This is a genomic window from Ruegeria sp. AO1 (assembly GCF_056535985.1).
In genome coordinates, this window is the sequence record NZ_JBQFJC010000001.1 from 3014704 (window position 1) to 3040558 (window position 25855).

The 25855-nt window shown below is 59.2% G+C and carries 26 protein-coding genes; 7 read left to right on the forward strand and 19 right to left on the reverse strand.

The features are described from left to right. Positions 1-148: 148 nt before the first annotated feature. Complete coding sequence (locus ACR3FB_RS15010; RefSeq protein WP_480566035.1) at positions 149-847, forward strand: glutathione S-transferase N-terminal domain-containing protein; 699 nt, start codon at positions 149-151, stop codon at positions 845-847. 48 nt (positions 848-895) lie between these two features. Here ACR3FB_RS15010 and ACR3FB_RS15015 read toward each other — a convergent pair whose 3' ends face one another. From ACR3FB_RS15015 to ACR3FB_RS15060, 10 genes are all read right to left on the reverse strand, one after another. Further along, complete coding sequence (locus ACR3FB_RS15015) at positions 896-1342, reverse strand: YtoQ family protein (RefSeq protein ID WP_480566037.1); 447 nt, start codon at positions 1340-1342, stop codon at positions 896-898. 80 nt (positions 1343-1422) lie between these two features. Next, entirely contained in the window at positions 1423-3819 is a 2397-nt protein-coding gene (gene pheT / locus ACR3FB_RS15020; RefSeq protein ID WP_480566039.1) for a phenylalanine--tRNA ligase subunit beta, read from the reverse strand. A 78-nt stretch (positions 3820-3897) separates the two neighbouring features. Further along, a complete protein-coding gene (locus ACR3FB_RS15025; RefSeq protein ID WP_480566041.1) occupies positions 3898-4701 on the reverse strand; it encodes a CE1 family esterase in 804 nt (267 codons plus the stop codon). Between the two features lie 234 nt (positions 4702-4935). Continuing rightward, positions 4936-5376 carry a hypothetical protein gene (locus ACR3FB_RS15030; RefSeq protein WP_480566043.1) on the reverse strand — a complete coding sequence of 147 codons (441 nt, stop codon included), beginning with the start codon at positions 5374-5376 and terminating at the stop codon, positions 4936-4938. Next, a complete protein-coding gene (gene pheS / locus ACR3FB_RS15035; protein WP_480566045.1) occupies positions 5373-6446 on the reverse strand; it encodes a phenylalanine--tRNA ligase subunit alpha in 1074 nt (357 codons plus the stop codon). The genes ACR3FB_RS15030 and pheS overlap by 4 nt, the downstream gene beginning before the upstream one ends. A 70-nt stretch (positions 6447-6516) precedes the next feature. Continuing rightward, positions 6517-7887 (reverse strand): glutamate--cysteine ligase, encoded by a 1371-nt coding sequence (locus tag ACR3FB_RS15040; RefSeq protein WP_480566047.1) that lies wholly within the window; start codon positions 7885-7887, stop codon positions 6517-6519. Between the two features lie 65 nt (positions 7888-7952). After that, complete coding sequence (locus ACR3FB_RS15045) at positions 7953-8480, reverse strand: hypothetical protein (protein WP_480566049.1); 528 nt, start codon at positions 8478-8480, stop codon at positions 7953-7955. 104 nt (positions 8481-8584) lie between these two features. After that, positions 8585-8782 carry a hypothetical protein gene (locus ACR3FB_RS15050; RefSeq protein WP_425084373.1) on the reverse strand — a complete coding sequence of 66 codons (198 nt, stop codon included), beginning with the start codon at positions 8780-8782 and terminating at the stop codon, positions 8585-8587. Between the two features lie 7 nt (positions 8783-8789). Further along, entirely contained in the window at positions 8790-10106 is a 1317-nt protein-coding gene (locus tag ACR3FB_RS15055) for a TolC family protein (RefSeq protein WP_480566051.1), read from the reverse strand. Positions 10107-10572: 466 nt separating this feature from the next. Continuing rightward, a complete protein-coding gene (locus ACR3FB_RS15060) occupies positions 10573-11298 on the reverse strand; it encodes a 16S rRNA (uracil(1498)-N(3))-methyltransferase (RefSeq protein WP_480566053.1) in 726 nt (241 codons plus the stop codon). A 12-nt stretch (positions 11299-11310) separates the two neighbouring features. Here ACR3FB_RS15060 and ubiA point away from each other — a divergent pair, with 12 nt between their 5' ends. The 4 genes from ubiA to ACR3FB_RS15080 all read left to right on the forward strand — a co-directional run bounded on the left by ubiA (position 11311) and on the right by ACR3FB_RS15080 (position 15437). Beyond that, positions 11311-12273, forward strand: coding sequence for a 4-hydroxybenzoate octaprenyltransferase (gene ubiA / locus ACR3FB_RS15065; protein WP_480566055.1), 963 nt, complete (start codon positions 11311-11313; stop codon positions 12271-12273). 64 nt (positions 12274-12337) lie between these two features. Beyond that, a complete protein-coding gene (locus ACR3FB_RS15070) occupies positions 12338-14272 on the forward strand; it encodes an OmpA family protein (protein WP_480566057.1) in 1935 nt (644 codons plus the stop codon). Position 14273: 1 nt separating this feature from the next. Beyond that, positions 14274-14594, forward strand: a complete 321-nt coding sequence (locus ACR3FB_RS15075) for a hypothetical protein (protein WP_170379160.1) — start codon at positions 14274-14276, stop codon at positions 14592-14594. A gap of 312 nt (positions 14595-14906) precedes the next feature. Continuing rightward, positions 14907-15437, forward strand: coding sequence for a hypothetical protein (locus tag ACR3FB_RS15080; protein ID WP_170462571.1), 531 nt, complete (start codon positions 14907-14909; stop codon positions 15435-15437). Positions 15438-15485: 48 nt separating this feature from the next. Here ACR3FB_RS15080 and ACR3FB_RS15085 read toward each other — a convergent pair whose 3' ends face one another. Genes ACR3FB_RS15085 through pgsA form a run of 3 tightly spaced genes read right to left on the reverse strand, consistent with a single transcriptional unit; the run spans position 15486 to position 16848 of the window. Then, complete coding sequence (locus tag ACR3FB_RS15085) at positions 15486-15929, reverse strand: molybdenum cofactor biosynthesis protein MoaE (RefSeq protein WP_480566059.1); 444 nt, start codon at positions 15927-15929, stop codon at positions 15486-15488. 1 nt (position 15930) lies between these two features. Then, positions 15931-16176, reverse strand: coding sequence for a molybdopterin converting factor subunit 1 (gene moaD, locus ACR3FB_RS15090; protein WP_170379166.1), 246 nt, complete (start codon positions 16174-16176; stop codon positions 15931-15933). A 3-nt stretch (positions 16177-16179) separates the two neighbouring features. Then, positions 16180-16848, reverse strand: a complete 669-nt coding sequence (pgsA, locus tag ACR3FB_RS15095) for a CDP-diacylglycerol--glycerol-3-phosphate 3-phosphatidyltransferase (protein ID WP_170379168.1) — start codon at positions 16846-16848, stop codon at positions 16180-16182. A 183-nt stretch (positions 16849-17031) separates the two neighbouring features. Here pgsA and ACR3FB_RS15100 point away from each other — a divergent pair, with 183 nt between their 5' ends. Continuing rightward, entirely contained in the window at positions 17032-17916 is an 885-nt protein-coding gene (locus tag ACR3FB_RS15100; protein ID WP_480566061.1) for a DMT family transporter, read from the forward strand. Here ACR3FB_RS15100 and uvrC read toward each other — a convergent pair. From uvrC to ACR3FB_RS15130, 6 genes are all read right to left on the reverse strand, one after another. Next, positions 17913-19787: an excinuclease ABC subunit UvrC gene (gene uvrC / locus ACR3FB_RS15105; RefSeq protein ID WP_480566063.1), complete on the reverse strand. Its 1875-nt coding sequence runs from the start codon at positions 19785-19787 to the stop codon at positions 17913-17915. The two genes, ACR3FB_RS15100 and uvrC, sit on opposite strands and share 4 nt — an antisense overlap. A gap of 290 nt (positions 19788-20077) precedes the next feature. Continuing rightward, complete coding sequence (locus ACR3FB_RS15110) at positions 20078-20857, reverse strand: SDR family oxidoreductase (RefSeq protein WP_480566065.1); 780 nt, start codon at positions 20855-20857, stop codon at positions 20078-20080. A gap of 20 nt (positions 20858-20877) precedes the next feature. Next, complete coding sequence (locus tag ACR3FB_RS15115) at positions 20878-21849, reverse strand: calcium/sodium antiporter (RefSeq protein ID WP_170462564.1); 972 nt, start codon at positions 21847-21849, stop codon at positions 20878-20880. 168 nt (positions 21850-22017) lie between these two features. Further along, a complete protein-coding gene (locus ACR3FB_RS15120; protein ID WP_480566067.1) occupies positions 22018-22815 on the reverse strand; it encodes a S49 family peptidase in 798 nt (265 codons plus the stop codon). Positions 22816-22919: 104 nt separating this feature from the next. After that, a complete protein-coding gene (locus tag ACR3FB_RS15125; protein WP_480566069.1) occupies positions 22920-23681 on the reverse strand; it encodes an ABC transporter permease in 762 nt (253 codons plus the stop codon). Further along, a complete protein-coding gene (locus ACR3FB_RS15130; RefSeq protein WP_425084382.1) occupies positions 23678-24607 on the reverse strand; it encodes an ABC transporter ATP-binding protein in 930 nt (309 codons plus the stop codon). Before ACR3FB_RS15130 ends, ACR3FB_RS15125 begins: the two co-directional genes overlap by 4 nt. 126 nt (positions 24608-24733) lie before the next feature. On the opposite strand from ACR3FB_RS15130, the gene ACR3FB_RS15135 reads away from it, so the two are divergent. Continuing rightward, on the forward strand, positions 24734-25843 hold the full coding sequence (locus tag ACR3FB_RS15135; RefSeq protein WP_480566071.1) for a CaiB/BaiF CoA transferase family protein: 1110 nt from the start codon (positions 24734-24736) through the stop codon (positions 25841-25843). Positions 25844-25855: the final 12 nt, after the last annotated feature.

The following is a 25855-nucleotide window of genomic DNA, read 5'->3' on the forward strand; positions in this document are numbered from 1 at the left end:
CACAAATCGGTCTAGGTGCGAGTTACGGCAGTTTTCCCCATTGTTCGCCAGCAAACAACCGATGACCTACACCGCACAGCTTGGGGGGCTGACAAATGCACAAACGCATGCCTAACTCGAACGGAACCGCCCGAACAGGAGCTTTCGCATGTTGGACACCGCCACATTCCCGATCATGGCCAAATGGCCGCCGCAACACCCCGATCGCCTTCAGCTTTATTCTTTCCCGACACCCAATGGGGTCAAAGCCTCGATCATGTTGGAAGAAACCGGCCTGCCTTATGAGGCACACAAGGTCACCCTGGCCGATGCTGATGTCAAAAGCCCCGAGTTTCTGTCGTTGAACCCCAACAACAAGATCCCTGCGATCATTGACCCTAATGGCCCGGATGGCGCCCCCATTGGCGTGTTCGAGAGCGGCGCGATCCTGCTCTATCTGGCCGAGAAAACCGGGCAATTCATTGGCCAATCCGCCACCGACAAGCATCGCATCACGCAATGGCTGATGTTCCAGATGGGTGGCCTTGGGCCGATGCTCGGACAATTGGGCTTTTTCTACAAATTCGCCGGCAGCGAGATCGAAGACCCCCGCCCACGCGAGCGTTATATCAACGAGGCCAAGCGCCTGCTCAACGTCCTGAACCAGGAACTCGAGGGTCAGGACTGGATCGCCGGAGACTACTCGATCGCCGATATGGCCATCGCGCCCTGGTTGCGCGGGCTGGATTTCTATGGTGCCAAAGAGGTCGTTGGGTGGGACGACCACGCCAATCTCACGGCCTATCTGGATCGGTTCCTTGACCGCCCTGCCGTACAAAAAGGTCTGGTGACACCCGCCCGCGACTGACCCCAAAGGGGCTTGCGACCATCCCAGCGCGCAAGCCCTTTTCGCAACCTAGCCCGGCAGTTCGCCGGTCAAAACATAGCGCAGGATCTCCACCACCTGGCGTGGCTCCTCCGCAACCGCCAGTGCGGCAGCATCAACCTCTTTCAATGCGTGCTGATGATCGGGGCCGTGCAGCACAATGATCGACTTGCCCAACGCGGCCGCATAGCCCGCGTCAAAGGCGGCGTTCCACTGCTTGTATTTGTCACCGAACCGGACAACCACAACATCCGCATCCGAGATTCCCTTACGCGTCCTGATCGCGTTCACCATCGCACCTTTGTGGTCGTGCCAATACTTATTCGGCTCTGCGCCCAAAACGGCTACACCACAATCATCACTGGCCGCGTGATCAGTCACCGGGCTGCTGAACGTGACATCCAACCCTTCAGCACCCGAAATGATCTGCTCACGCCAATCGGTGTGAATCTCGCCAGACAGATAAACTTTCAACATCTTGCGTTTCCTCCCATGAAAAAGGGGCGCATTCGCCCCTTCATCTTTCTAAAAATCTTGTGACCGAGGGTGGATCACCCTTAGCCGCGCAGAACGCCGCCTGTGGCTTTTGACACCTTGGCAATGATCTTCTCTGCCACGGCCTCGATATCCTTTTCCTTCAACGTCGCCTCTTTTGGCTGCAAACGCACAGTGATGGCCAGAGATTTCTTGCCCTCACCCAGGCTACCTCCGATGAACTCATCAAAAACGCGAACGTCTTCGATCAGGGCCTTATCGGCCCCCGCCGCAGCATTCACCAAGGTCAGAGCTTCGACAGTATCGTCAACCACAAAGGCAAAGTCACGCTCGACCGCTTGTAGATCGCGCAGTTCCAGCGCGGCGCGGGTTGCGCCTGATTTGCGCGGCAGAGGCACCTCATCCGGCCAGATGGTGAACGCCATTGCCGGACCCTTGATATCCATCGCCTGAAGGATGCGCGGGTGCAACTCACCAAACACGCCCAGAACCTTTTTCGGGCCGAGGCAGATCTTGCCGTGACGACCCGGATGCCACCAGGCGTCACCGTCGCGCAGGATCTGAACCTTGGCGGGTGCGCCGATCGCGGCCAGAACCGCCTCGGCATCCGCTTTGGCATCAAAATGATCAACCGGGCGGGACGCGCCGTGGACGTCTTTGGGACCGTTGCGGCCAACCAGCAAGCCGGAAATCTGTGTCTTCTGATCACCCGGCTCGCCGTCATGGAAGACCGGGCCGACCTCGAACAAGGCCACGTCGGCATAGCCGCGCGCCTGATTGCGCGCCGCCGCTTGCAGCAGGCTGGGTAGCAGATCGGGGCGCATATGACTCATCTCGGACGAGATCGGGTTTTCCAGACGCGTCGCGTCATCTCCGCCGCCGAACAGCGCAGCCGAGGCCTGATCAATGAAGGTATATGAGACGCATTCGTTATACCCCAACGCGGCACAGGTACGTCGCGCCATCGACTGACGACGCTGTGTCGGGGTCATTACGGGCTTGGGAATGCCATCGGTCACGCGCGGCAAGGGCTTACCTTGCAGCTTGGTCAGAGACGCGATCCGCGCGACTTCTTCCACCAGATCGGCCTCGCCCATCACATCGGGACGCCAGCTGGGCACATGCGCCATCTCGCCTTCCAGACGGAAGCCCAGACGCGTCAGAGTCTGGCGTTGCTCGCTTTCGGGAATATCCATCCCGACCAGAGACTGCACACGCGCCGCATCCAATTTGTAGGCCCGCGCATGGTTCGGAGCCTTGCCAGCCTCAACCACCTTTGAGACCTCACCACCGCAGATATCAAGGATCATCTGCGTCGCCTGTTCCAACCCTTCCAGCGTGTATTCCGGGTCAATCCCACGCTCGAACCGATAACGCGCATCCGAGTTGATCTTGAGTGCACGACCGGTCAGCGCGATTTGCACGTGATCCCAGAACGCGCTTTCGAGGAAGACATTCACGGTCTCATCAGTACAACCGGTTTCCTCACCACCCATGATACCGGCGATGGACTCAGGCCCATTGTCGTCTGAGATCACCATCATGCCGGGCTGCAGTGTGTATTCTTTCTCATCCAGCGCCACCAGTTTCTCGCCACCTTTGGCACGGTGAACACGCAGGTTGCCCTGCACCTTGTCCGCGTCAAAGACGTGCAGCGGGCGGTTCTGGTCGTAGGTCATGTAGTTGGTGATATCGACCAAGGCCGAGATCGGACGCAGACCGATTGCCTTCAACTGATCCTGCAACCACTGCGGGCTGGGGCCATTCTTGACACCACGGATCAAACGGCCGGTGAAATGCGGCGCGCCGTCCAGCGTATCCTCATCAATCGTCACCTTGATCGGGCTGTCGAAATCACCCGGCACCGGTGCATAGGCGCGCTCTTTCAGCGTGCCTACGCCGCGCGCAGCCAGATCTCGCGCAATCCCCGCCACGCCCAACGCGTCCGGGCGGTTGGGGGTGATCGCAATCTCGATCATCGGGTCGATCTTGGACGGGTCATTCTCGGCCAGCCAGTCGACGAACGCATCGCCGACCTCACCCGAGGGCAGCTCGATAATGCCGTCATGTTCATCCGACAGCTCCAGCTCGCGCTCCGAGGCCATCATGCCAAAGCTCTCAACGCCCCGGATCTTGCCGACGCTGATGGTGATATCCAGACCGGGGATATACATGCCCGGCTTGCAGACAACGACCGTAATGCCTTCGCGCGCGTTTGGGGCGCCGCAGATGATCTGCAGATCGCCCTCATCCGTCGCCACCGTGCAGACGCGCAACTTGTCGGCGTCGGGGTGTTTCTCGGCATGTTTCACATGGCCCAGCGTAAAGCCCGCCAGACGGTCCGCCGGGTTCACGACCTCTTCGACCTCAAGGCCAAGATCGGTCAGCGCCTCAGTGATCTCATCAACCGACGCATCGGTGTCGAGGTGGTCTTTCAGCCAGGACAGAGTGAATTTCATTGCTCGGGGCCTTTTTTGGCAGATATCCAGTCGGCACAGGCAATGACAAAGAATGCGCCAAGGTGCAAGCGCTGCGGGCTACGGATAGGTGGGGGTGCGGCCCAAAAGCTCGTCCAATTGCCGCCCGATCCAGCCATGGGGGATGAAATGGCCACCTGGATGGGTATCCAGCACCACCTGCCCTTGCGCGCAATCGGTCCATTCCACCCGGCTGAGGGTCAGGATCGGCACCACGCTCCAATCGCCACGTGGGGTCGCGTCTTGGCAGTCGTATTTCGCGCGCCACAGGGCCACCGGATAGGTCGTGTCGCCATTCGCGCCATAGGGAAAATCCATCACCGTATCGCTGAGACCATGCACATGGCGCGCCTCAAGCGGAGCTTCGGGGCAATCCTCGGTCTGGCGGATACTGCCGGCGACGGCCAGCAAAGCGGCGACGTCATTGCCCGACTGGCAGACATAGCGCCACGCCATCGCGCCACCGAAGGAATAGCCCGAGACATAGATGCGGTCGGGATCAACCGGATAGCGCTTGGCGACATCCTCCAACACGCGGTCGGCAAAGGGCACATCGCCCGTGCCCGAAGTCCAGAAATCCCAGCTTTTGCCCAGCCCGTTCGGGGCCACCAGCAATACGCCTCGCAGCTTGGTCGCCCCGGCAATGCGTTCATGGTTCACCACCACGGTCCCCTGCCGCGCCCAGCCATGAAAATGCAGCAACACGGGCAGTGGCGTTTCGCCGTCCCACCCCTCAGGTTCCAACACATGGTACGAGCGGTCGCCGACCTCACAGGCCGTATCGCCATGGCAGTCGGATTTCCAAGGCCCCATGGCGAGCGCCGGGGTTGCGGTCAGCAGAAGAAAAAGCAGTCGATAAATCATAGGCCGGAGCCTAGCCGCCTGACGCCAACTGTCACGTCACAACCCTGTGGGAACCTGTAACAAGCCGCGCTATCGCCAGACCGCGGGATGGCGATCCTTGGTCTGTATTGGGCACTTTATGCCAGCCAAATCCGAGCACTGTTCGAGCGGTGCGCTGGCGGAGACAAATCGCCAGCCCGTTCGGGCGGTCTGGCGATAGCGCGGCGGCCTATCGGCCTTTGCTCCGCGCAGCCTTCAAGAGGCTCGCCAGTGTTCCTTGACACAATCTTCCCGCATGGCATCAGCAATACCGTTGAGCTTAGCTCTTATGTCGTCCCGACATTCATCAAAATTGGACGCATCTTCTTCCAGTCTCGCAAAGTTCACTATAGCCATGAGCAACGGCTTTGCTTGGTCAATGACCTTCTTTGATCCGTAGACTTTCAAAGCCAAAAAGGCTTCACGGTACTTTACAGTCTGCGCGTCGACTTTCTCTTCATCGCTTTCAGTGCACATGACGCGAAGAAGGTTTTCTGCCTCCGCCAAGTACTTCGTATAGATTACACGGCACTCTGAAAGAACTTGTTCTTTTCGGTCGACTTTCTTTTGACGTCCATAGGCCAGCAAACCTAATCCGGCAGCCACAAAAGGAGCAGCCAATTGTAACCAATCAATTATTGTGGTTTCGCCGCTCAACGCGACAAACCACCATGCAAGTTTGGCATATCCAACGCCGCGAACCCGTAGTGCCGCAGCCAGCGCAGGTCAGAATCAAAAAACGCGCGCAAATCCGGAATGCCGTATTTCAGCATCGCCAGACGGTCGATCCCAATCCCGAACGCAAAGCCCTGATAGACCTCGGGGTCGATGCCACCGGCGGCGATTACTTTGGGGTGGACCATGCCGGAGCCGAGGATCTCCATCCAATCGTCGCCCTCTCCGATTTTCAGCTGACCATTGTCCCACGAACAGCGGATATCGACCTCGGCCGAGGGCTCGGTGAAGGGGAAGTGCGAGGCGCGGAAGCGCAGTTCGACGTCGTCGACTTCGAAGAAGGCCTTTACGAACTCTTCCAGAACCCATTTCAGGTTCGCCATCGAAATGTCTTTGTCGATGGCCAGCCCTTCGACCTGATGGAACATCGGCGTGTGGGTCTGGTCATAGTCGGCACGGTAAACGCCGCCCGGACAGATCACGCGGATCGGCGCGCCCTGTTTCTCCATCGAGCGGATCTGCACCGGAGACGTATGGGTCCGCAGCACATGCGGCGGGCGATCATCGCCCTCGCCGCGATGCATGTAGAACGTATCCATCTCGGCCCGTGCAGGGTGGTGACCGGGGATGTTCAGCGCGTCGAAATTATACCAGTCGTCCTCGATCCGAGGGCCTTCAGCCACGGCAAAGCCAAGTTCAGCAAAGATCGCGGTCAGTTCCTCTGTCGCCTGGCTGATCGGATGGATTGAGCCCTGACGGCGCGCGCGGGTCGGCAGGGTGACGTCTAGCCATTCGGTGCGCAGACGCTCATCCAACGCGGCATCGGCCAGAGCTGCCTTCTTCGCGGAGAGCGCCGAGTTGATCTCATCCTTCAGGGCGTTCAGCGCTGGGCCTGCGACCTGACGTTCCTCGGGCGTCATCTTACCCAGCTCGCGCATCTTCAGCGCGACCTCGCCTTTTTTGCCCACGGCAGCGACGCGGATCGCCTCAAGCGCGTTCTCGTCGCCGGCCTCGGCGATTTGGCCCAGATATTTTGCCTTAAGATCGTCCATGACGCCCTCTGAATTTGGTCGCCAACCTGCTATCGGGCCAGCCCCGCGAATGCAAGCGGGACCGGGCGGATCAATAGCTGTATTCGGGGAAAATCCGGGTCAGGTCGCCGTTCCAGTCGCCATTGTAGTGTTCCAGCAACTCATCGGCAGGCACCTTGCCGGTGTCGATGCTTTCCTTCAACGCGTTCAGGAAATGCGTTTCATCCGGGACCAGACCGCCAGCACCGGGGAAAGCACGGGCTTTCAGACCGGCCTCAGAGATCGCCACGACCTCACGCGCCAGATCGTGCATGTTGATGTTCCCGACTTGGGCCTGCAACCCGTTGACCGCCGCCTGAACACGCAGTTCCTCGCGGGTTTCAGCATCCCAGCCTTTGACCAGATCCCACGCCGCATCCAGCGCTGTCTGGTCATAGGTCAGACCGACCCAGAAGGCAGGCAGCGCGCACAGACGACGCCACGGACCACCATCGGCACCGCGCATTTCCATGAATTTCTTGATCCGCGCTTCGGGGAAAGCCGTGGTCAGATGATCGGCCCAGTCGGACAGAGTCGGTGTCTCACCCGGCAGCGCGGGCAGCTCGCCCTTCAGGAAGTCACGGAAGGACATGCCCAGCGCGTTAATATACTGGCCATCGCGATAGACGAAATACATCGGTACATCGAGCGCGTATTGCACGTAGCGCTCGAACCCGAAGCCCTCTTCGAACACGAAAGGCAGCATGCCGGTGCGCGCATCGTCCAGATGCCGCCAGATGTGGCTGCGCCAGCTTTTCTGGCCGTTCACCTTGCCCTCAAAGAACGGGGAGTTCGCGAACAGTGCCGTTGCCACCGGTTGCAGCGCCAGTGCCACGCGCAGTTTCTGCACCATGTCGGCCTCAGACCCAAAGTCGATATTGACCTGAACGGTACAGGTCCGGCGCATCATGGCACGGCCCATGGTGCCGACTTCTTCCATGTAGTCGTTCATCAGCCGATAGCGCCCCTTGGGCATCAACGGCATCTCTTCATGGGTCCAGATCGGAGCAGCGCCCAGACCGATGAAGCCCACGCCGATCTCATCGGCGATATCCTTCACCTCGCGAAGGTGAGTGTTCACCTCATCGCAGGTCTCGTGGATCGTCTCGAGCGGAGCGCCCGACAATTCCAGCGCGCCACCGGGTTCAAGGCTGACATTTGCACCGTCTTTTTCAAGACCTATCAGATGGCCTGCTTCGCGCACTTCGGCCCAGCCATGGCGGTCGCGCAGCCCTTCAAGCACCGCAACGATGGACCGTTTGCCTTCAAAAGGCAGCGGTTTGAGGGTGTCTTTGCAATAGCCGAACTTCTCATGCTCGGTCCCGATACGCCAATCGGCCTTGGGCTTGCAGCCCGATTCCAGGTATTCGGCCAATTGCTCGTGGCGCTCGATCGGACCGCCGCCGGACTGAGGGATGGACATGAACCGATCTCCGATCCTGATGTGTCTGTCTTATCGGTCAGTCCTGAGCGCAAACCGCGCCGGTGTCAATGCAGCCTAAGGTGGGCCGGGCGAGAGGAGGTTTTTTCCCAGATCACCACCGGATGGCGTGACCCGCCGTGGAGTTCGGCCAGCATCTGTTGCGTTTTCAATCCCGGCAACGCCGAGAACACATCGAACAGGGCCTCGGCCCCTTCCGCATTCACAGGAATGTGAAGCGTAGGTTGCCCCGGTTGGTCCAGCACCCAATGCGCCGGGCTTGAAGTCGGATCAAGCGCGAGTCGCTCAATCTCGCGCGTTGCCACCATGCCGCCATCCAGCGGGCCGAGATAGGTGATCTGCCCCTCATCGACGCTGACGACGCCCTGCCCGCCTGCACCGGTGCGAAAGCGGGCACGCTGCACGCCGATCACGGTCAGAGCGACTGCGACAGCCACCAACACCCAACCCAGAACGCCCAGCAAACCGCCGGGTCCACTGACCCAACTGAGCCCCAGAACCAGCACAAAAACGGCAGCGACAACCTCGCGCCAGCGCCACAGGGCCAATTTGGCTTCGGGTCGAATGAAACTCATGTCGGTGTTCCTGTTTCGGCGCTTGGACGTGTTGGGCAATCCCCAGCCCCTCTCAAAATCGGGCCGAGCGGCGCATAGTTCAAGGGGGTGCTTCGTTTCCCGACCTAATCACGGAAAGCGCGGTCTTTGACGCGGATCAGCGGTTTGGTCAGATACTCCAGCACTGTCTTCGGCTCAGACAGCATATCGACCTGCGCGACCATGCCCGGGATCACGTCCGGCTTTCGCCCAGCCCGTGGCCCAACCGCTCTTTCAAAAAGCTGAAGATGTGTGATCAGAGGGTCTGTGGCGGTTAGTGTCATGGGGATATCACAAGGTTGGGTCAGTTGGTTGTGCAACGCCCAGCGCATCCAGAATATCACCTGTCACCGCAAGCACCGCATATTCAGCCCGACGCGCCTGTGCCTCAAGCTGGATCACCCGGACCTGAGCCAGGTTCAGCTCGCGCAGAGCATCCAGAATCTGCACGATGGTCGAACGCCCGATGTTGAACTGCCCCCGCGCCGCATCAAGTGCCTGTTCGTTGATCTCAACCGCTCGGCGGGCCGTCGCAAGACGCCGCTGGATCGAGTTCGTCTCTTCCAGAGCCTGAGACAGATTGCGCTGCAATTCGCGGCGCAGCTCTTCCGCATCGGCCTCACTTTGCTGGAGGTTGGCCCTTGCCGTTTCCACATTGGCGCGGGCCGAGCCACCCTGATAGATCGGGACATTCACGCCCAGACGGGCCTGCGCCCCATTGTCGATACTGCCTTCGTTAAAGTCGGTCTCTAGGATCGCGGACAAGGTTGGGCGCGTCGCGCGCTCGGCCACGACAACCTCTTGCTGGCGCACCTCACTGACGGCAACCTGTGTGCGCAGACGTGGGCTGCGTTCGACCATGGCCTGCGAGGTCGTACCCGCCAGAACCGGGGCCGGAGGGATGGTTGGAATGGCGCTAGGGCGGCTGCCGAACACTTCGATCCAAGTGGCGGTTGCCAGTTCGACATTCGTTTCGGCCTGAGCCAGCTCCGTCTCGGCATTGGATTGGCGGCCTTGACCCGCCAGCAAATCTGCCACCGATCCGGCACCGGCATCGAACCGGGATTGCAGATCGCTGACCAGTGCCTCTGTGCGTTCCAGGTTCTGCCGAGCCTGAACTTCAAGACGACGGTTGCGGTCAAGGTCAATGATGGCCTCGATCGCCTCAAAGCTTTGGGCGCTTAGCTCGGACAGTTCGCTCAACCAGGTCTGGCGCGCCTCGATCTGGCGAAGCCCGACACGGCTCGAGACCTTGCCGCCGTCATAGATGATCTGGCTTAGGCGTAAGATCGGAACCGTACCCCCGTCGGACGTCAGAGAGGTTTCGGCGTTCAGCTGGGGCCGGAACGCGCCCCTTTCAGCCTCGATCCGGGATTGCGAGGCCAGAACATTGGCGGTTCCCGCTGCAGTCGTCGGAGAGGTGGCAACGGATCTGCGCACCAGCTCGGCAAATTCCGTGCGCGCGACACTACTATTCAGGTTGCTTCGCGCCGCCACAGGCTGCGCGGCGGGTTCGGCCGCAGGGTCAAACGACTGCGTGCCCTGCAAATCCTTACTGCACCCCGCCAAAACGACTAAGGTCATCACAACCGACAACCAAGTTTTCATGGTGCCAATGCTCCTGGTTTCAATTCAACTTTGAATAGCAAAAAATCGGTTAAAGGATTCTTAAGAACTGTTGGAACAGCTCAGTGTCCCGGCTGACCGGTTCACCTATCTCGCCAACACAAGCTGGGTCCTTCCAGTTGCGAAAGATGTGACAATTCACGATACGACGAACTGAAAACGGAAAACCTCAGCAGAAACTGACAGAGGCTTAGGACTGCTACGTCGCCCTGCAGCAAAACAAGACTGCGATAATCCAGTGTCTCTTCGGCGGCCAAAACTATCTAATTGACCCAAGGGCACATAGTCCGCAAAGCCATTGTCGAAAAGACGCCACCAGCGCGAACAAACGCTGTCCTAAGCGAAAGACTGCGGCTTGGTTGAAAGCATTCGAACCTTTCGTATGGAAAGAACCTATTTTTGAGTGGTGTAGCTAAGACAGAAATTTGTCACTCCTTGCAGGAGCGCTTCAGAACCAATCCCCCAAGGCCTGCTGCCACATGGTCAGTGCGGCTACCGCCGCTGTATCAGCACGCAGAATGCGCGGGCCGAGGCTAACCACGTGCGAAAAGGGCAGTGCGGTCAAACGGGCGCGCTCTTGGTCCGAAAACCCGCCTTCGGGGCCAATCAGAATGGCCCAGGGTTGACCTTTTTCCTGCGCGGCCAGCCGTAGGGCTGAACCGACCTCGGCCTCATTGCAGAACATCAATTGCCGATCCTGAGGCCAAGTATCCAGCACGCGGTCCAGTTTTTGCAGATCCGCGACCTCGGGCACAAAAGTTCCGCCACATTGCTCGGCGGCCTCGACCGCATGCGCCTGAAGCCGGTCCTGCCGGATACGCTCGGAGTTTGTGTACTCCGTCTGCACAGGCAGGATGCGTGCGGCCCCCATTTCTGCAGCCTTCTCGACAATGAAATCCGTGCGCGCCTTCTTGATCGGTGCAAACAGGAACCACAAATCCGGTGGCAGTTGCAAAGGCTTGGTCTGCTGCAGGCAGGACAGAACGCCGCCGCGCTTGCCCGCCTCAGAGACTTCGGCCAGCCATTCGCCATCCCGGCCATTGAACAGCGCAATCTGCGCGCCGACGGATAGCCGCATCACGCCAAACAGGTAAAGCGCCTGCTCACGCGTCAAAGGAACCGATTGCCCCTGACCCAAGGGCTGCTCTACATACAGTCTGATCTTCGCACTCATGAGACCCTACATATGCAAGGCAATGCTCCAACACCAGACGGTCAGGTCGCTGATGCTGTCACCGGCAATTGGGTGGACACCCGCGCGCCCGCCTTCACCCGCCCCTACCTGCGGTTGAGCAGGGCGGACCGGCCCATTGGAACGTGGCTATTGCTCATCCCCTGCTGGTGGGGGCTGGCGCTGGCGATCCTCAGCGATGGCACGCCACGGCTGGAGGATGCATGGATTGCGGTCGGCTGTGCTATTGGAGCATTTTTGATGCGCGGCGCGGGATGCACGTGGAATGACATCACCGACCGTCATTTCGACGCGCAAGTCGAACGCACAAAATCCCGTCCGCTCCCCTCGGGTCAGGTCAGCGTGCGGCAAGCCGTGATCTGGATGGGTCTGCAGGCGCTTATATCGCTGGGCATTCTGCTCAGCTTCAATACTGGCGCTATCCTCATGGGCGTTCTGTCGCTGGTGCCAGTTGCTCTCTATCCCTTTGCGAAACGTTTCACGTGGTGGCCGCAGGTGTTTCTGGGGCTGGCCTTCAACTGGGGGGCGCTGCTGGCCTGGGTTGCTCACACCGGATCGCTGGGCTGGCCTGCGGTGATGCTGTATCTGGCGGGTATCGCGTGGACGCTGTTCTACGACACGATCTATGCGCATCAGGATACCGAGGACGACGCGCTGATCGGTGTCAAATCCACCGCGCGGTTGTTCGGGGCGGATACGGCCAGATGGCTGAAGTATTTTCTGATCGCCACAATCTCGCTGATGGGACTGGCGATCATCGACGCAGGCGTGCCGGATTCGCCGTTCTGGATTGTCACGATAGCATTGGGCGGGCCATGGGCCATGGGCTGGCATATGCTATGGCAGCTGCGCAATCTGAACATCGAGGACAATGCCAAATTGCTGATGCTATTCCGGTCGAACCGGGATACCGGCCTAATTCCGCTGATCTTCCTCTGCGTCGCGCTGCTGCTCTGATTGCACCTGCGCGCCGGGGCCTGTACAACCCCGCCCAAACGCCCGAGGAGTCTGAAGCCCGCATATGCGTCTGCCCTATTTTGTAGCTGTTTGCCTGATCTTTCTCGTCTCTGCCGGACTGTCCCTTTTGGCTGCGGGCTTTGCCGTGACAAAGGTCGAAGACGCCTCGGAATTCGCTGTCCGACGTGCGCTCGACCTGAAAGGTCACAACTGGGCCGAGGTCGAATCCGACGGCCTGCGCGTCATACTCACGGGCACCGCCCCGGATGAGGCGATCCGCTTCAATGCCCTGACCGCTGCCGGAACCGAAGTCGATACCTCCAGGGTTATTGATGAGATGGATGTGGCCGCCACCTCGGCGCTGGCCGCCCCCAGGTTTTCAGTAGAAATCCTGCGTAATGACAGCGGTGTCTCGGTGATCGGCCTGATCCCTGCCAGCGAGGATCGCGAGTCCCTTATTGACGGGTTACAGGCGCTGGACAGCGACCATTCCGTCTCGGACCTGGTTGAGACCGCCGACTATCCGAAACCCGATGGCTGGGACGATGCGCTCGCCTATGCCGTGCTGGCCCTGTCCGATCTGGCCCGCGCCAAGATTTCGGCCAGCCCTGGCCTTGTCCGGATCACTGCGATTGCCAACAGCCAGCAGGAAAAAGAGCGGTTGGAGCAGGACCTGACCCGCGCCGCGCCGCCAAGTGTCCGGATCGGTCTGTCCATATCAGCCCCGCGCCCGGTGATCACGCCCTTCACTCTGCGCTACCTGATTGACGAGGCCGGAGGGCAGTTCGACGCCTGCTCCGCCCAGGATGAAGACGCCCGCAATCAGATCATCGCAGCGGCAGAGGAAGCCGGTCTTGCCGGACCATCGTTCTGTACCATTGGTCTGGGTGTACCCTCCCCCCGCTGGGCAGAAGCCGCAGAACAGAGCATCAACGCGCTTGCTGAAATCGGGCAAGGATCGGTGACGATGTCGGATGCGGATATCACTCTGGTCGCAGCTCAAGGCACGAACCCGGCGCTGTTCGACCGCGTCGTGGGTGAGCTGGAAAACGCATTGCCCGAGGTGTTCGCCCTGCATGCCGTGCTGCCTGAACCCGAGGTCGCGGATGAGACCGGGCCCGTCGAGTTCTCTGCCACCCGCAGCCCTGAGGGCCTGATCCAATTGCGCGGCCGCGTCGGTGATGACGTTCTGCGCGACATGGTCGACAGCTATGCCCGCGCGGCGTTTGGGTCCGACAATGTCTATACCGCGACCCGTATCACCTCGGATTTGCCGATGGACTGGCCCGTACGTGTTCTGGCCGGGCTTGAGGCCCTGTCCCAACTGCATAACGGTGCATTGACTGTAACGCCCGAGTTGGTCGACCTGAACGGCATCAGCCATGATGAAGAAGCCAAGGCCCGGATCGCCGGTCTGCTTTCGGACAAGCTGGGCGATGCGCAGAACTTCACCCTGTCGATCACCTATGTCGCCCCGCCCGAACCCGAAGACGCCCTGCCCGATCCTGAACTTTGTGAAGAAGGTATCGCAGAAATTCAGGCCACCAGCAAAATCGCGTTCGAGCCGGGCTCGGCCACGATTGCTGCGGAGTCGCGCGATACGGTCAATCAGATCGCCGATATCTTACGTGATTGCGGACCGATCCGCATGGAGATTCAGGGCCATACCGACAGTCAGGGCCGCGAAGAGATGAACCAGCAGCTCAGCCAGGCGCGGGCGCAGTCAATCCTGAACGAGCTGCGCGGACGGCGCATTCCGACTTCAAGCTATACAGCCGTCGGCTATGGCGAAACACAGCCAATCGCCGACAATGACACCGAAGAGGGCCGTGAAGAAAACCGCCGGATCGAGTTCCGACTAATCCGGCCGGAACCCACCGAGGCCTCGGAAACCGGCCTCGAGGCGCTTGAGACCGGGGCGGAAGACGAGACCGAGACGTCCGCATCAGAAGACCAGACCGAGACGACCGCGCCGGATGCGGAAGCAGAGGACCAGTAAGTTGAACAGAGTAGAATTCATCATCGCCACCGCCGTCATCCTGTTCGCGGCTTTCTGCATGGGATGGTTTGCAAACTGGCTGGCCCATCGCCTGTCCCGTGTGCGCCAAAGTGACGTCGCCGATCTGGACCGTATGAGCCAGGAACTGCACGAGGCCGAGGAAACCCGCGATCAGGCCATCACCTATCTGCAGCAGCGCGAGGCCGAGCTGACCAACCAGCTGACCCAGACCGAGGCAGAACTGGCCGCTGCCATGGACGGCCTCCGCGCCGCCCGGCAAGAGGCCGAAGAAATGCGCGGACGCATCAACAACGCGGACTAATACGACCCCCTGAGTCTTTTTCTCGCGCTCCGTTCAGACGACCAAACGGGAGCATTCGCCGCCGTGGGAGTTAGTGATGGCGTTTCGGATTTTTCCTGAGTCATCCGGCAACACGAACGTCCCAAGACTTCTGAAAGCGCGGCAGAGTCTTCGCATCACGGGCTAAACCCAAAGCGCCTGCGCGGCTTGGGTCGGCGGGTTTTAGCCGATCCGACTCCGGTTTCTTTAGTTTTTCAACAAATTCAACATAATGAATGAGTGTGTTTTGCCTGCACACAGAATTGTCCTTTTTCTGTAAAACTGGAGTCTATCATGAATTTCCAAGTTACTTTGAAAACCGCCGCTACCCTTGCCGCATTTGGCGCAACTGCCGCCTTCGCCTCAAGCGATGTGATCCCGTCCGAGAACGACACGTTTTCAAAATGGGGCGAGGAATCCGGCTGGACCATCTATGTCGATGATACCCGCGGCTCATGCCTCATTGAGCGTGTCGACGAAAATAACAACGTCGTACAAATGGGCCTGACCAAGGATCAGGAAATGGGATACCTTGGTGTCTTCACTCAGAATGACATTGGCCTGAAAGGCAAAAAGGAAGACATCATCCTGTCGCTGGACGGTAATGTCTACGAAGCCAAAGCCTACAAGAAGACCAAGCATCTCGCGGAAGGGTATACAGGAGGCTACATTCTGGCCAACAACCCGCAATTCGTTGAGGACGTCATGAAAAAGTACGATATGACAGTCTTCCCGGAAAAAGAGAGCGGATTTACCGTAAGTCTTGATGGCACCTTGAAAGCGATCGAGGCGGCGCGGACCTGCAATACGGAGCAGAATAGCTAAGCTATTCCATTTGGCCCGGCACTTGGAAACAGGTGCCGGCGCCGACCGCTACCACCGCGTCAGGGCGTCTTCGTCTTCGTCCTTTGCGGCCACCCATTCGGCACCGGAATTGGTGATCTCTTTTTTCCAGAACGGTGCGCGGGATTTCAGGTAGTCCATCAGATATTCTGCCGCCTCAAACGCATCCTTGCGATGCGGTGCAGCTGTCGCGACCATCATGATCCGATCGCCCGGGGCCAGCCTGCCGTGGCGGTGGATCACCAGAACATCGCCCAACGACCAACGTTCCTTGGCCTCCTGCGCGATCTTGGTCAGCGCGCGTTCGGTCATGCCGGGGTAATGTTCGATCTCCATCACATCCAGATCGCCCGAGGCCAGATCGCGCACGACACCCGTAAAGGTCACGATCGCCCCGTTGGCGTCATCACCAGCTGCAAAGGCATTGGCCTCGGCCCCCAGATCAAACGCCTCTTCCTGAACCGCGATCCGCATCTCAGCCGCCCGTCATCGGCGGGAAGAACGCAACCTCACGCACACCGGCCAAGGGGGCATCAAAGTCCGACAACTCCTGATCCAAGGCCACTCGAAGCGCAGACAGATCAGCAAAGGCCGCGGCATAGCGATCCTCGCGCGCGCTGAGTTCGGCCACCAGATCAGACACGGTCGCAGCTTGTGTTTCGACCTTTTCTTTCGGCAGGCCGATGCGTTCGCGGACCCAGGCGAAATACAGCACGTCCATCGGTTAGCTCTCCTTCAGATGCGGCATGGCTTTACGTAGGTAGTCATAGCCGCTGATCAATGTCAGCGTGGCGGCAATCCAAAGCAGCCACAAACCAATGCGCCCTGACCAGAACATCCCTTCAAGGTGCCAGCGGATGTTGTTGATGTCCTCAGCCTCTCCGGTCAGGACCTGATCTATGATCGTAGGGTCCATGCCGAAGGTGGCCATGACGAAGTTGTGCTCAAAAATCCCCTGCGAGAACAGGATGGCGATGGCAAACATCTGGGCCGTGGTCTTCCACTTGGCCAGTTTGGTCACTTTGAGCGTTCCGGCAACATCACCCAGATATTCACGCAGGCCCGAGACGAACACTTCGCGAAACAGGATAACGGTGGCGGGCAGCACCAGCCATGGGGTCCAATGCTCGGTCGAATAGCCCACGAGGATCATCAGCGCGATCACGACCATGGCTTTGTCGGCAATCGGATCGAGCATCGCGCCCATCTTGGTTTCCTGTTTCCAGGCTCGCGCCAGATAACCATCAAACCAGTCGGTGATCGCGGCCGACATGAACAGGATCAGGGCGAACCAATCGGCATAAGGACGGGTGAAATACAAAAACATCACAGCCAGACCGGGCGCTGCCAGCAGGCGGAGCAGGGTCAAAATATTGGGCAAGTTCCACTTCATGAACCGACCCTACATCGCCACCGGAGGACAGAAAAGACAGACAAATGAAAAACCAACCCGTTCACAGAGGGTTGTGGGGTAAAAAGTCAAAGGGTCGCAACCAGGAACGCTCGGGCAGATACAGCTTGGCCCAGGACGGCTTTGCGGTCAGATTGGCGCACGGCCCAGCAGCGACGGAAGACCATGACCGCACATATTCGAACCGACCCCCGATCAAACCTGATCGGAAGCGCGTGGATGATCGCGGGCATGGCACTGTTCGCGCTCGAGGATGCGCTTTTGAAAGGGGCCTCGGCACATTTGCCGATCTGGCAGATCCTGATCCTGTTTGGTGCCGGTGGCGCGATCATCTTTGCCGCCGTCGCCCTGCTGCGTGGCGCCAGCTTGTTGCATCGGGATGTGCTGTCACGGCCCATGAAAGTGCGCGTTCTGTTCGAAATCCTAGGACGGATGTTCTACGTGCTGGCAATCACGCTGACACCTCTGTCAGCGGCGACTGTGATCCTGCAGGCGACCCCTCTGGTCGTAGTGGCAGGAGCAGCGCTGTTCTTCGGAGAAACCGTCGGTTGGCGACGGTGGAGCGCCATTCTGGTCGGCCTGATCGGCGTCGTGGTCATCATTCAACCGACCGGAGACAGCTTCTCGGCCCTGTCGATCCTAGCTGTTCTGGGCATGCTGGGCTTCGCCGGGCGCGATCTGGCCAGCCGCGCCGCGCCAGCGACACTGGGGACCGAGGTTCTGGGCTTCTACGGCTTCCTCTGCATCATCGTGGCTGGTCTGGCCTATCAGTTCTGGGAAGGGGTGCCGATGGCTCCGCTGGACTTGAACACTGGCCTGCACGTGGGCGGAGCGATCCTGATGGGCACGGCCGCCTATGCCGCGCTCATGAAGGCCATGCGAACGGGTGAGGTCTCGGCCGTTACGCCCTTCCGCTATTCCCGCCTGCTGTTTGGCGTCGGGCTGGGCGTGGTGATGTTTGGCGAGACACTGGATCAGACCATGTGGATCGGCAGCGCGCTGATTGTGGCCTCGGGACTGTATATCCTATGGCGTGGCCGGAAGGCCTAGCCCTTGTCGTGGAAGAAATCATAGACCTTCTGCGCCAACCCGGCCGAGATCCCCTCGACCGCTTTCAGGTCCGCCAGATTGGCCCGGCTGACCGCCTTGGCACTGCCGAAATGAGTGAGCAGCGCACGTTTGCGCGCCGCCCCTACACCGGGGATTTCGTCCAGTGGCGTCGCGCCCACGGCCTTTGCCCGTTTCGCACGATGGGTACCGATGGCGAAACGGTGCGCCTCATCTCGCAGACGCTGGATGAAATACAGCACGGGGTCGTTGCGTTTCAGGGCAAAAGCGCGCTGACCGATGCGGTGGAATTCCTCTTTGCCGTGATCCCGATCAACGCCCTTGGCGACGCCGACCATCGGGATGTCTTCAACGCCATGTTCGACCATAATCTCATGCACGGCACTCACCTGTCCGGCACCGCCGTCGATCAGCAGGAGATCGGGCCACATGCCCTTTTCACGATCCGGGTCATCCTTTTGCAGGCGGGTGAAGCGGCGAGTCAGCACTTCTTTCATCATGCCGAAGTCATCACCGGGCGTCAGATCGTCACCGCGAATGTTGAACTTGCGATAGGCGTTTTTCATGAAGCCCTCGGGGCCAGCGACGATCATGCCGCCGACCGCATTGGTGCCCTGAATGTGAGAGTTGTCGTAGACCTCGATCCGACCCGGCGGGTTGTCCAGATCAAACGCCTCAGCCACACCGCGCAGCAGCTTGGCCTGTGTGGCACTTTCCGACATGCGGCGGGCTAGAGATTCACGCGCGTTGCGCAGGGCCCCGGCGACCAGTTCCTGTTTCTCACCGCGCTGGGGCACGAGGATTTCAACCTTGCGCCCGGCTTTCTCAGTCAGCGCTTGCTCCATCAGGTCAGCGTTTTCGATCCCGTCCGACAGGATCAGCTGACGCGGTGGTTCCTTGTTGTCGTAGAACTGGCCGAGGAACGCCTCCATCACCTCAGCCGGTGACACGTCCGCACCGACACGAGGGTAGAAATCCTTGTTCCCCCAGTTCTGGTTCGCGCGGATGAAGAACACCTGCACGCAGGCCTGCACGCTATCCATATAGAGGCCAATCACATCCGCCTCGGTCACGCCGCGCGGGTTAATGCCTTGGCTGGTCTGCACCTGCGTCAACGCCCGGATACGATCCCGCAGACCGGCGGCGCGTTCGAACTCCATCGCCTCGGAGGCGGCCATCATCTGTTCGGCCAACTCCTCCTGCACCTTGGTGGACCGACCCGAAAGGAAGCGTTCGGCATCCTTGACACTTTCGCGGTAGTCGGTTTCCGAAATCAGCCCGACGCATGGCCCCGAACACCGCTTGATTTGATACAGAAGACAAGGGCGCGTGCGACTGTCGAACATGGAATCCGAGCAATTGCGCAGAAGGAACGCTTTTTGCAGCTGGTTTAGCGTCCGGTTCACTGCACCTGCGCTGGCAAATGGGCCGAAATACGCGCCCTTCTCTTTCTTGGCGCCACGGTGCTTTTTGATCTGCGGATAAGCATGATCCTTGGCGACCAGAATGTTCGGGAAACTCTTATCATCCCGCAGCAGCACGTTGTACTTGGGCTTAAGCTGCTTGATCAGGTTCTGCTCTAGCAGCAGCGCCTCGGTCTCGGTCCTTGTGGTCAGAAACATCATGGAGGCGGTTGAGGCGATCATCTTCTCGATCCGTCCCGAATGCCCCGGGCGCGTGTAGTTCGACACCCGCGCCTTAAGGTTCCGCGCCTTACCCACATACAAAACCCGACTGTCCGCATCCAACATCCGGTACACACCGGGCGAGCTGTCCAGCGTTTTCACATAGCGCTGGATGCAGGCATAGCCGGTGGGCTGAAGCTCGGGTGTCGATTCGTCCTGGGTTGTCATGGGCCTGAGATATGATTCTCTGTCTATGGCTGCAATCTTGGGCGCTTCAGTTCAAGAGAAAACAAATCCACGGTTTCTGTGGATAAGTATGAAGATAAGTTTCCGTGAGCGTAGAATCTTCCTTGTTTCCTTGCTTGTTCGTCAATTTGCACAAAAAACAGGCATATACTTAAGTGATTGTTTTTTATTGATATTTTTTTACACGCTTAGCAAGTGTATGAAAAATAAGACGTTTTTGTAACGGCTAAGTAACGCAAAAGAGAGCGGTGCAAAACTTGCAGCGGATTTACTTATTCTACGCCCAGCACATCCGGCGTTTGCCATCCCAAATGCTGCCCACCATCCACGCACAAAAGCTGCCCAGTGACAGCATGCGCGTCCAGAAAATAGCCCAGTGCTGCGGTGATATCTGACGGGTTCGAGCCCCGCTCCAGCACTGTGTTGGCGCGCTGGGTTTTGAAGTGCTGTTCGCTCTGACGATGTCCCTGCATGGTCGGTCCGGGACCGATGGCGTTGACGCGGATTGCGGGTGTCAGCGCTTGGGCAGCCGTGCGCGTCAGCGCCCATAGGCCCATCTTGGCGATGGTGTAGCTCATGAATTCGGGGGTCAGCTTCCGCACCCGCATATCGACCATGTTGACGATCAAGCCGGAGGCCTGCGGCTCTCCCTGCGCATCCGTCTCAGGTTGCAAGCCCTGTTCGGCCATGGCCTGAGTCAGAACGAAGGGCGCGCGCAGGTTACTGTCGAGATGCCGGTCCCAACTTTTGCGCGTGGCCGTATGGATATTGTCATACTCAAAAACCGACGCGTTGTTGACCAGACAAGTGATCGGACCACCCAGAGCCTCAGCCGCGCGAGGCAGCAGGGCGGTCACCTGTTCCTCATCCAGCAGGTCGGCCTGCAACGCCACAGCTTTGCGGCCCAGCGCCTGGACGTCTGCAACCGTCTCAGCCGCGGGCTGTTCCGAGGTCGCATAATGTACGGCTACATCATACCCGCGCCCTGCCAGATAAAGTGCCATGGCTCGGCCCAAGCGGATGCCGGCTCCGGTTACTAGCGCTCGGGACATGGATACCTCTTTCCGTCAGATCACATCAGCAATGTGGTGACATAAAGCGCATAAAGGAAAGTCAACACCAGACCCCAGATCCGCGAAATATCCTGTTTGAAGAACACAAACGGGATCAGCAGCAGCGAGGCGCCCAGCATGACCCACAGGTCGAATTCAAGGAATTCCGGATCAACCGGGATGTTGCCGAACCACGTGGCAATACCAACGATGGCCAGCAGGTTGAACATGTTCGAGCCGATCACGTTGCCCAGCGCCACATCCGCCTGACGCCGAAGCGCCGCCATAACGGTCGTTGCCAATTCGGGCAGCGAGGTTCCGACCGCCACAAGCGTCAAACCGATCACCGTTTCGGTGATCCCGTACATCAGCGCGATTTCGGTGGCATTTTCGACCAACAGATGCGCGCCCATAGGTAGACCGATCAGGCCAAGGACCACGTAGATTGAGATCTTCCAATAAGGCATGTTCGGATCGGCCTCTTCCAGACCGTCCAGTTCTTCGTCGTCGGCGCATGCCCCGGCTGCATCAGCGCAGGCTTTGCGATGCGCCTTGGCTTCGCGAAACGCGTTCCACAACACCAGCCCAAGGGCGGCCAGCAGAATGGCACCGCTGATCAGATTGAACACGCCGCAGAAGGCCAGGCCGATGAAAAGAACGCTCGCCAACAGCATGAAGACGTAGTTCTTGCGGCTATCGCATTCGCTGGTGTGCAGCGTTGCCAACAAGGCAGGCAGACCCAGAACCAGAAGGATATTCGCCGTATTGGAGCCAACGACGTTGCCCAAAGCGATACCCGGCGCGTTCTCCTTCACCGCGCTGATCGCAATCAGCAACTCAGGTGCCGACGTGCCAAAGGCAACGATCGTCAGGCTGACGATCAAGGCGGGGACACCCAGCCGCAGGCTTAGGTTCACCGCACCGCGTACCAGCGCATCACCTGCCAGCAACAGGATCACCAATCCGAGGCCGGAGAGCAGCCATGCCGTCATGTCCGGCCTCCTTTTTCACAGGCGCAGGGGCCTTTGCCGATCCTGAACCGCCCGCAACGCGGACATTTGGCAGAACTCAACCGATTTTGCCCCGGAAAGCGCAGCTTGCCGAACATCGCCAAAACACCCATGGCGACCAGAAACAGAGTGACGATCTTGATGATCACGTTACAGACCGAAACGCGCGAAGGCCGCCCGCTCCTCTAGCCCCGCCACGGCGTCCTGCGCCAGCGCGGCCCCGAAACGTGACCATATTGGTTTGCGCACGCCGTAACGGCGGAACTTCACCTTGTCGCCGAAACGCTCCTGCATCTTGGGTTTCAGATGGGCGATGCCTTCGATCAGGCCCAGTTCCTGCGCGCGTCGCGCCAGCCAGATTTCGCCTGTGAACAGATCAGCATCTGCGTCCAGCTTGTCGCCCCGACGGGTTTTGACATGGGTGATGAAATTCTCGTGGATGTCTTCCAGCAGGCGTTCAAGCCGCGCGACATCCTCTTCCTTTTCCGGGCGGAACGGGTCGAGCATGGATTTCGATTTTCCGGCCGTGTGAACGCGCCGCTCAAAACCTTGTTTCACCAGAAACTCATGTGCGCCGAACCCGGCCGAGATCACACCGATCGACCCAAGGACCGAGCTGTCATCGGCCCAGATCTCATCCGCTGCCGCCGCCAGCCAATACCCGCCCGAGGCCGCAACGTCTTCGACAAAGGCCACGACCGGTATCTCAAGCTCGTCCGACAGCCGCCGGATACGCGCGCCGATCAGAGAGCTTTGCACAGGCGACCCGCCGGGCGAGTTGACCTCGAGCGCGACGGCCGCAGGCTTGCCTTTTCGAAAGGCCTTTTCCAGTACAGGTGCCAGCGAGGTATCATTCAACGCACCGCGCCCGGCCATACCGATGGCACCGGACAGGCGAACGATGGCCACAACGGGCGGTTTTTTGACAAAAGGCAGGCTGAGTTTCATGGGTGCCGATGTAGAGTGCCCCCATCGGCTAAACAAGGGACTCGCGGAACGCAAAACGCGGCGTTAGACAATTTCCTCACACCGATGGGCAAAAATGCAACGCACTAGCTGCGGATGCGCCAGCCGGTTCTGAAGATCCACCAGATGATCGCAAGGCACAGTCCGGTGAAGGCCACAATGGCCAACAGGCTGAACACGATCGGTACATCTGCAAGCCCATAAAACGACCAGCGGAAGCCTGAAATCAGATAGACCACAGGGTTGAACAAAGTGATCGTCTGCCACAGCGGTGGCAGCATCGAGATCGAATAGAACGTGCCCCCCAGAAAGATCAGCGGCGTGACAACAAGCTGCGGCACCAGCGACATCTGCTCAAAATTGCTGGCCCATATCCCGATTATGAACCCCAAAAGCGAAAAGCTGAGGCAGGACAGCACCAGAAACGCGGCCATCGCCAGCGGATGCTCGATCCGGATGTCGACGAAGAATGTCGCGGTCGTAAGGATCACCAGACCCACGAACAGCGCCTTGGTGGCGGCCGCGCCTACATAACCTATGACAATCTCGATGAAATTGACCGGGGCTGAGAGTAACTCATAGATCGTGCCCAGAAACTTTGGAAAATAGATCCCGAACGACGCGTTCGAGATCGCCAGCATGACCACCGACAACATGATCAGCCCGGGCACGATGAATGCCCCATATGAGACGCCCTCAACCTCTTGAATCCGGCTGCCGATGGCCGTGCCAAAGACCACGAAATACAGCGAGGTCGACAAGACCGGCGACAGAAAGCTCTGAGCCAGAGTGCGGAAAAAGCGGGCCATCTCAAACCGGTAGATGGCGGCAATGGCGGTCCAGTTCATGCGGCCTCTCCCGATACCAGATTCACGAAGATCTCTTCCAGACTGGATTGTCGGGTCTGCACATCCCGCAGGACTAGCCCCGATTGGGCCACGTCATTCAGCAGCGTTGTGATCCCGGTCCGATCCGCATTGGTGTCATAGGTATAGATCAGCGCATCGCCATTTCCGTTCAAAACCAGATTATGCGCGGCCAAACCGTCCGGGATTGTCGAGATGGGCTCGGTCAGCATGACCTCAATCTGTTTCTTACCCATCTGCGCCATCAAGGTTTTCTTGTCCTGCACCAGCAGCAGCTCACCTTTGTCGATGACACCCACACGGTCAGCGATGGCTTCGGCTTCTTCGATGTAATGCGTTGTCAAAATGATGGTGACGCCCGCCTGCTTCAGCTCGGCGACAATCTCCCACATGTCCTTGCGCAGCTCGACATCGACACCGGCGGTTGGCTCATCCAGAAACAGAATGCGCGGTTCATGGGCTAAGGCCTTGGCGATCAGAACCCGGCGCTTCATGCCCCCGGAAAGTTCCTTGATCGCGTTCTTGCGTTTGTCCCAAAGCGACAGTTTGCGCAGGATCTCTTCGATCCGCGCGCTGTCATTGCCATAGCCAAACAATCCGCGGGAAAAACGGACTGTGTTATAGACCTTCTCGAACGGCTCCAGCGCAATCTCTTGCGGCACCAGCCCGATCATTTTGCGGGCGGCGCGAAACTCGGCCTGGATATCGTGCCCACCGACCGAGACACTGCCCGAGGTCGGCGTGGTAATCCCGCAAATGGTCGAGATCAGCGTCGTCTTCCCCGCCCCGTTCGGCCCGAGCAGAGCAAGGATTTCACCTTCCTCAATGTCCAGCGACACGCCTTTCAGCGCCTCAAACTCGTCCGCATAGGATTTGCGCAAATCCTTAATCGACAAAATGGTGGTCATGCCTGTTTCCCCGTTCTGGCAGAGACCCTATCGTTTCGCCTCCCGGTGGAACAGGCCAATTTCGCACAGAGCTCTGCGCAGAATTGCTGTAGGGTCCGGGGAACGCTGCACATACCGGAGAGATCCATGCTGAACGGAATACGCATTATCGAGCTCGAAGGCCTGGGCCCCGGCCCTTTCGCCGCCATGTTGCTGGCTGATCTCGGCGCGGATGTGATCACCATCCACCGCAAGGGCGGCGGCGTGACACCCGGCATGCCGGAACGCTCGGTGCTTGACCGGGGCAAACGGTCCATTGCGCTTGATCTCAAGGATGCAACCGACCTGAGCACCGCCAAGGAACTCATCACCACCGCCGACGCACTGATTGAAGGCTTCCGCCCCGGCGTGATGGAGAAACTGGGACTGGGTCCCGACATCTGCCATGCGCTGAACCCCAAACTGGTCTACGGCCGCATGACCGGCTGGGGACAGGACAGCCCTTTGTCCAAAACCGCCGGTCATGACCTGAACTACATCGCCCTTTCAGGCGCTCTCTGGTACGCGGCGCAACCTGAAACACACCCACAAACCCCTGCAACCCTCGTCGGCGACATTGGCGGCGGGGCGATGTATCTGGTCACAGGCCTCCTTGCCGGTTTGCTCAACGCCCAGCGCACCGGTCAGGGCACCGTCGTCGATGCGGCTATCTACGATGGTTCGGCGCATATGATGAACCTGTTGATGAGCATGCGCCAAACCGGCAACCTGTCAGAAACGCGCGGCCAAAGCCTGCTTGACGGTCCACATTGGAGCCGCACCTACCGCTGCGCCGATGATGGCTTTGTGACGGTCCAGTGCCTTGAGCCAAAATTCTATGCCGAATTCCTGAACATTCTGGGCCTGTCACAAAACCCCGACTTGCAGGAGCAATTCAACTCCAAACTCTGGCCGGACCAAACGAAGAAACTGACAGACCTGTTCCTGAGCAAACCCCGAGACCACTGGGCCGCGCTGTTTCACGAAACCAATGCCTGCGTCGCCCCGGTCCTTGATCCGGTCGAAGCACAAAACCACCCCATGAACACCGCCCGCCAAACTTGGCAAACCGTGGATGGCACCATGCAAGCCGCCGCCGCGCCCCGTTTCTCGACCATGCACTGGAGCGCCAAACCCAGCCCGGCCCGTGGCGAACACAACCAAGTCATTCTGAGCGAACTCTCCGCCCAGACCCAATCCGCCCCTTCATCTGGCTAAAAATTTCCCGGG

Bases quoted from the DNA above. Each gene is read 5' to 3' on its own strand.
- moaD (WP_170379166.1), bottom strand. From the start codon at position 16,176: ATGGACGTGCTGTATTTCGCCTGGGTCCGCGAACGCATCGGCCTGCCG.
- ACR3FB_RS15015 (WP_480566037.1), bottom strand. From the start codon at position 1,342: ATGTTGAAAGTTTATCTGTCTGGCGAGATTCACACCGATTGGCGTGAG.
- pgsA (WP_170379168.1), bottom strand. From the start codon at position 16,848: ATGAAGTGGAACTTGCCCAATATTTTGACCCTGCTCCGCCTGCTGGCA.
- ACR3FB_RS15070 (WP_480566057.1), top strand. From the start codon at position 12,338: ATGCGTCTGCCCTATTTTGTAGCTGTTTGCCTGATCTTTCTCGTCTCT.
- uvrC (WP_480566063.1), bottom strand. From the start codon at position 19,787: ATGACAACCCAGGACGAATCGACACCCGAGCTTCAGCCCACCGGCTAT.
- ACR3FB_RS15130 (WP_425084382.1), bottom strand. From the start codon at position 24,607: ATGACCACCATTTTGTCGATTAAGGATTTGCGCAAATCCTATGCGGAC.
- ACR3FB_RS15100 (WP_480566061.1), top strand. From the start codon at position 17,032: ATGACCGCACATATTCGAACCGACCCCCGATCAAACCTGATCGGAAGC.
- ACR3FB_RS15040 (WP_480566047.1), bottom strand. From the start codon at position 7,887: ATGTCCATCCCTCAGTCCGGCGGCGGTCCGATCGAGCGCCACGAGCAA.
- ACR3FB_RS15135 (WP_480566071.1), top strand. From the start codon at position 24,734: ATGCTGAACGGAATACGCATTATCGAGCTCGAAGGCCTGGGCCCCGGC.
- ACR3FB_RS15025 (WP_480566041.1), bottom strand. From the start codon at position 4,701: ATGATTTATCGACTGCTTTTTCTTCTGCTGACCGCAACCCCGGCGCTC.
- ACR3FB_RS15045 (WP_480566049.1), bottom strand. From the start codon at position 8,480: ATGAGTTTCATTCGACCCGAAGCCAAATTGGCCCTGTGGCGCTGGCGC.
- ubiA (WP_480566055.1), top strand. From the start codon at position 11,311: ATGCAAGGCAATGCTCCAACACCAGACGGTCAGGTCGCTGATGCTGTC.
- ACR3FB_RS15055 (WP_480566051.1), bottom strand. From the start codon at position 10,106: ATGAAAACTTGGTTGTCGGTTGTGATGACCTTAGTCGTTTTGGCGGGG.
- ACR3FB_RS15120 (WP_480566067.1), bottom strand. From the start codon at position 22,815: ATGAAACTCAGCCTGCCTTTTGTCAAAAAACCGCCCGTTGTGGCCATC.
- ACR3FB_RS15050 (WP_425084373.1), bottom strand. From the start codon at position 8,782: ATGACACTAACCGCCACAGACCCTCTGATCACACATCTTCAGCTTTTT.
- pheT (WP_480566039.1), bottom strand. From the start codon at position 3,819: ATGAAATTCACTCTGTCCTGGCTGAAAGACCACCTCGACACCGATGCG.
- ACR3FB_RS15080 (WP_170462571.1), top strand. From the start codon at position 14,907: ATGAATTTCCAAGTTACTTTGAAAACCGCCGCTACCCTTGCCGCATTT.
- ACR3FB_RS15110 (WP_480566065.1), bottom strand. From the start codon at position 20,857: ATGTCCCGAGCGCTAGTAACCGGAGCCGGCATCCGCTTGGGCCGAGCC.
- ACR3FB_RS15060 (WP_480566053.1), bottom strand. From the start codon at position 11,298: ATGAGTGCGAAGATCAGACTGTATGTAGAGCAGCCCTTGGGTCAGGGG.
- ACR3FB_RS15010 (WP_480566035.1), top strand. From the start codon at position 149: ATGTTGGACACCGCCACATTCCCGATCATGGCCAAATGGCCGCCGCAA.
- pheS (WP_480566045.1), bottom strand. From the start codon at position 6,446: ATGGACGATCTTAAGGCAAAATATCTGGGCCAAATCGCCGAGGCCGGC.
- ACR3FB_RS15125 (WP_480566069.1), bottom strand. From the start codon at position 23,681: ATGAACTGGACCGCCATTGCCGCCATCTACCGGTTTGAGATGGCCCGC.
- ACR3FB_RS15085 (WP_480566059.1), bottom strand. From the start codon at position 15,929: ATGCGGATCGCGGTTCAGGAAGAGGCGTTTGATCTGGGGGCCGAGGCC.
- ACR3FB_RS15115 (WP_170462564.1), bottom strand. From the start codon at position 21,849: ATGACGGCATGGCTGCTCTCCGGCCTCGGATTGGTGATCCTGTTGCTG.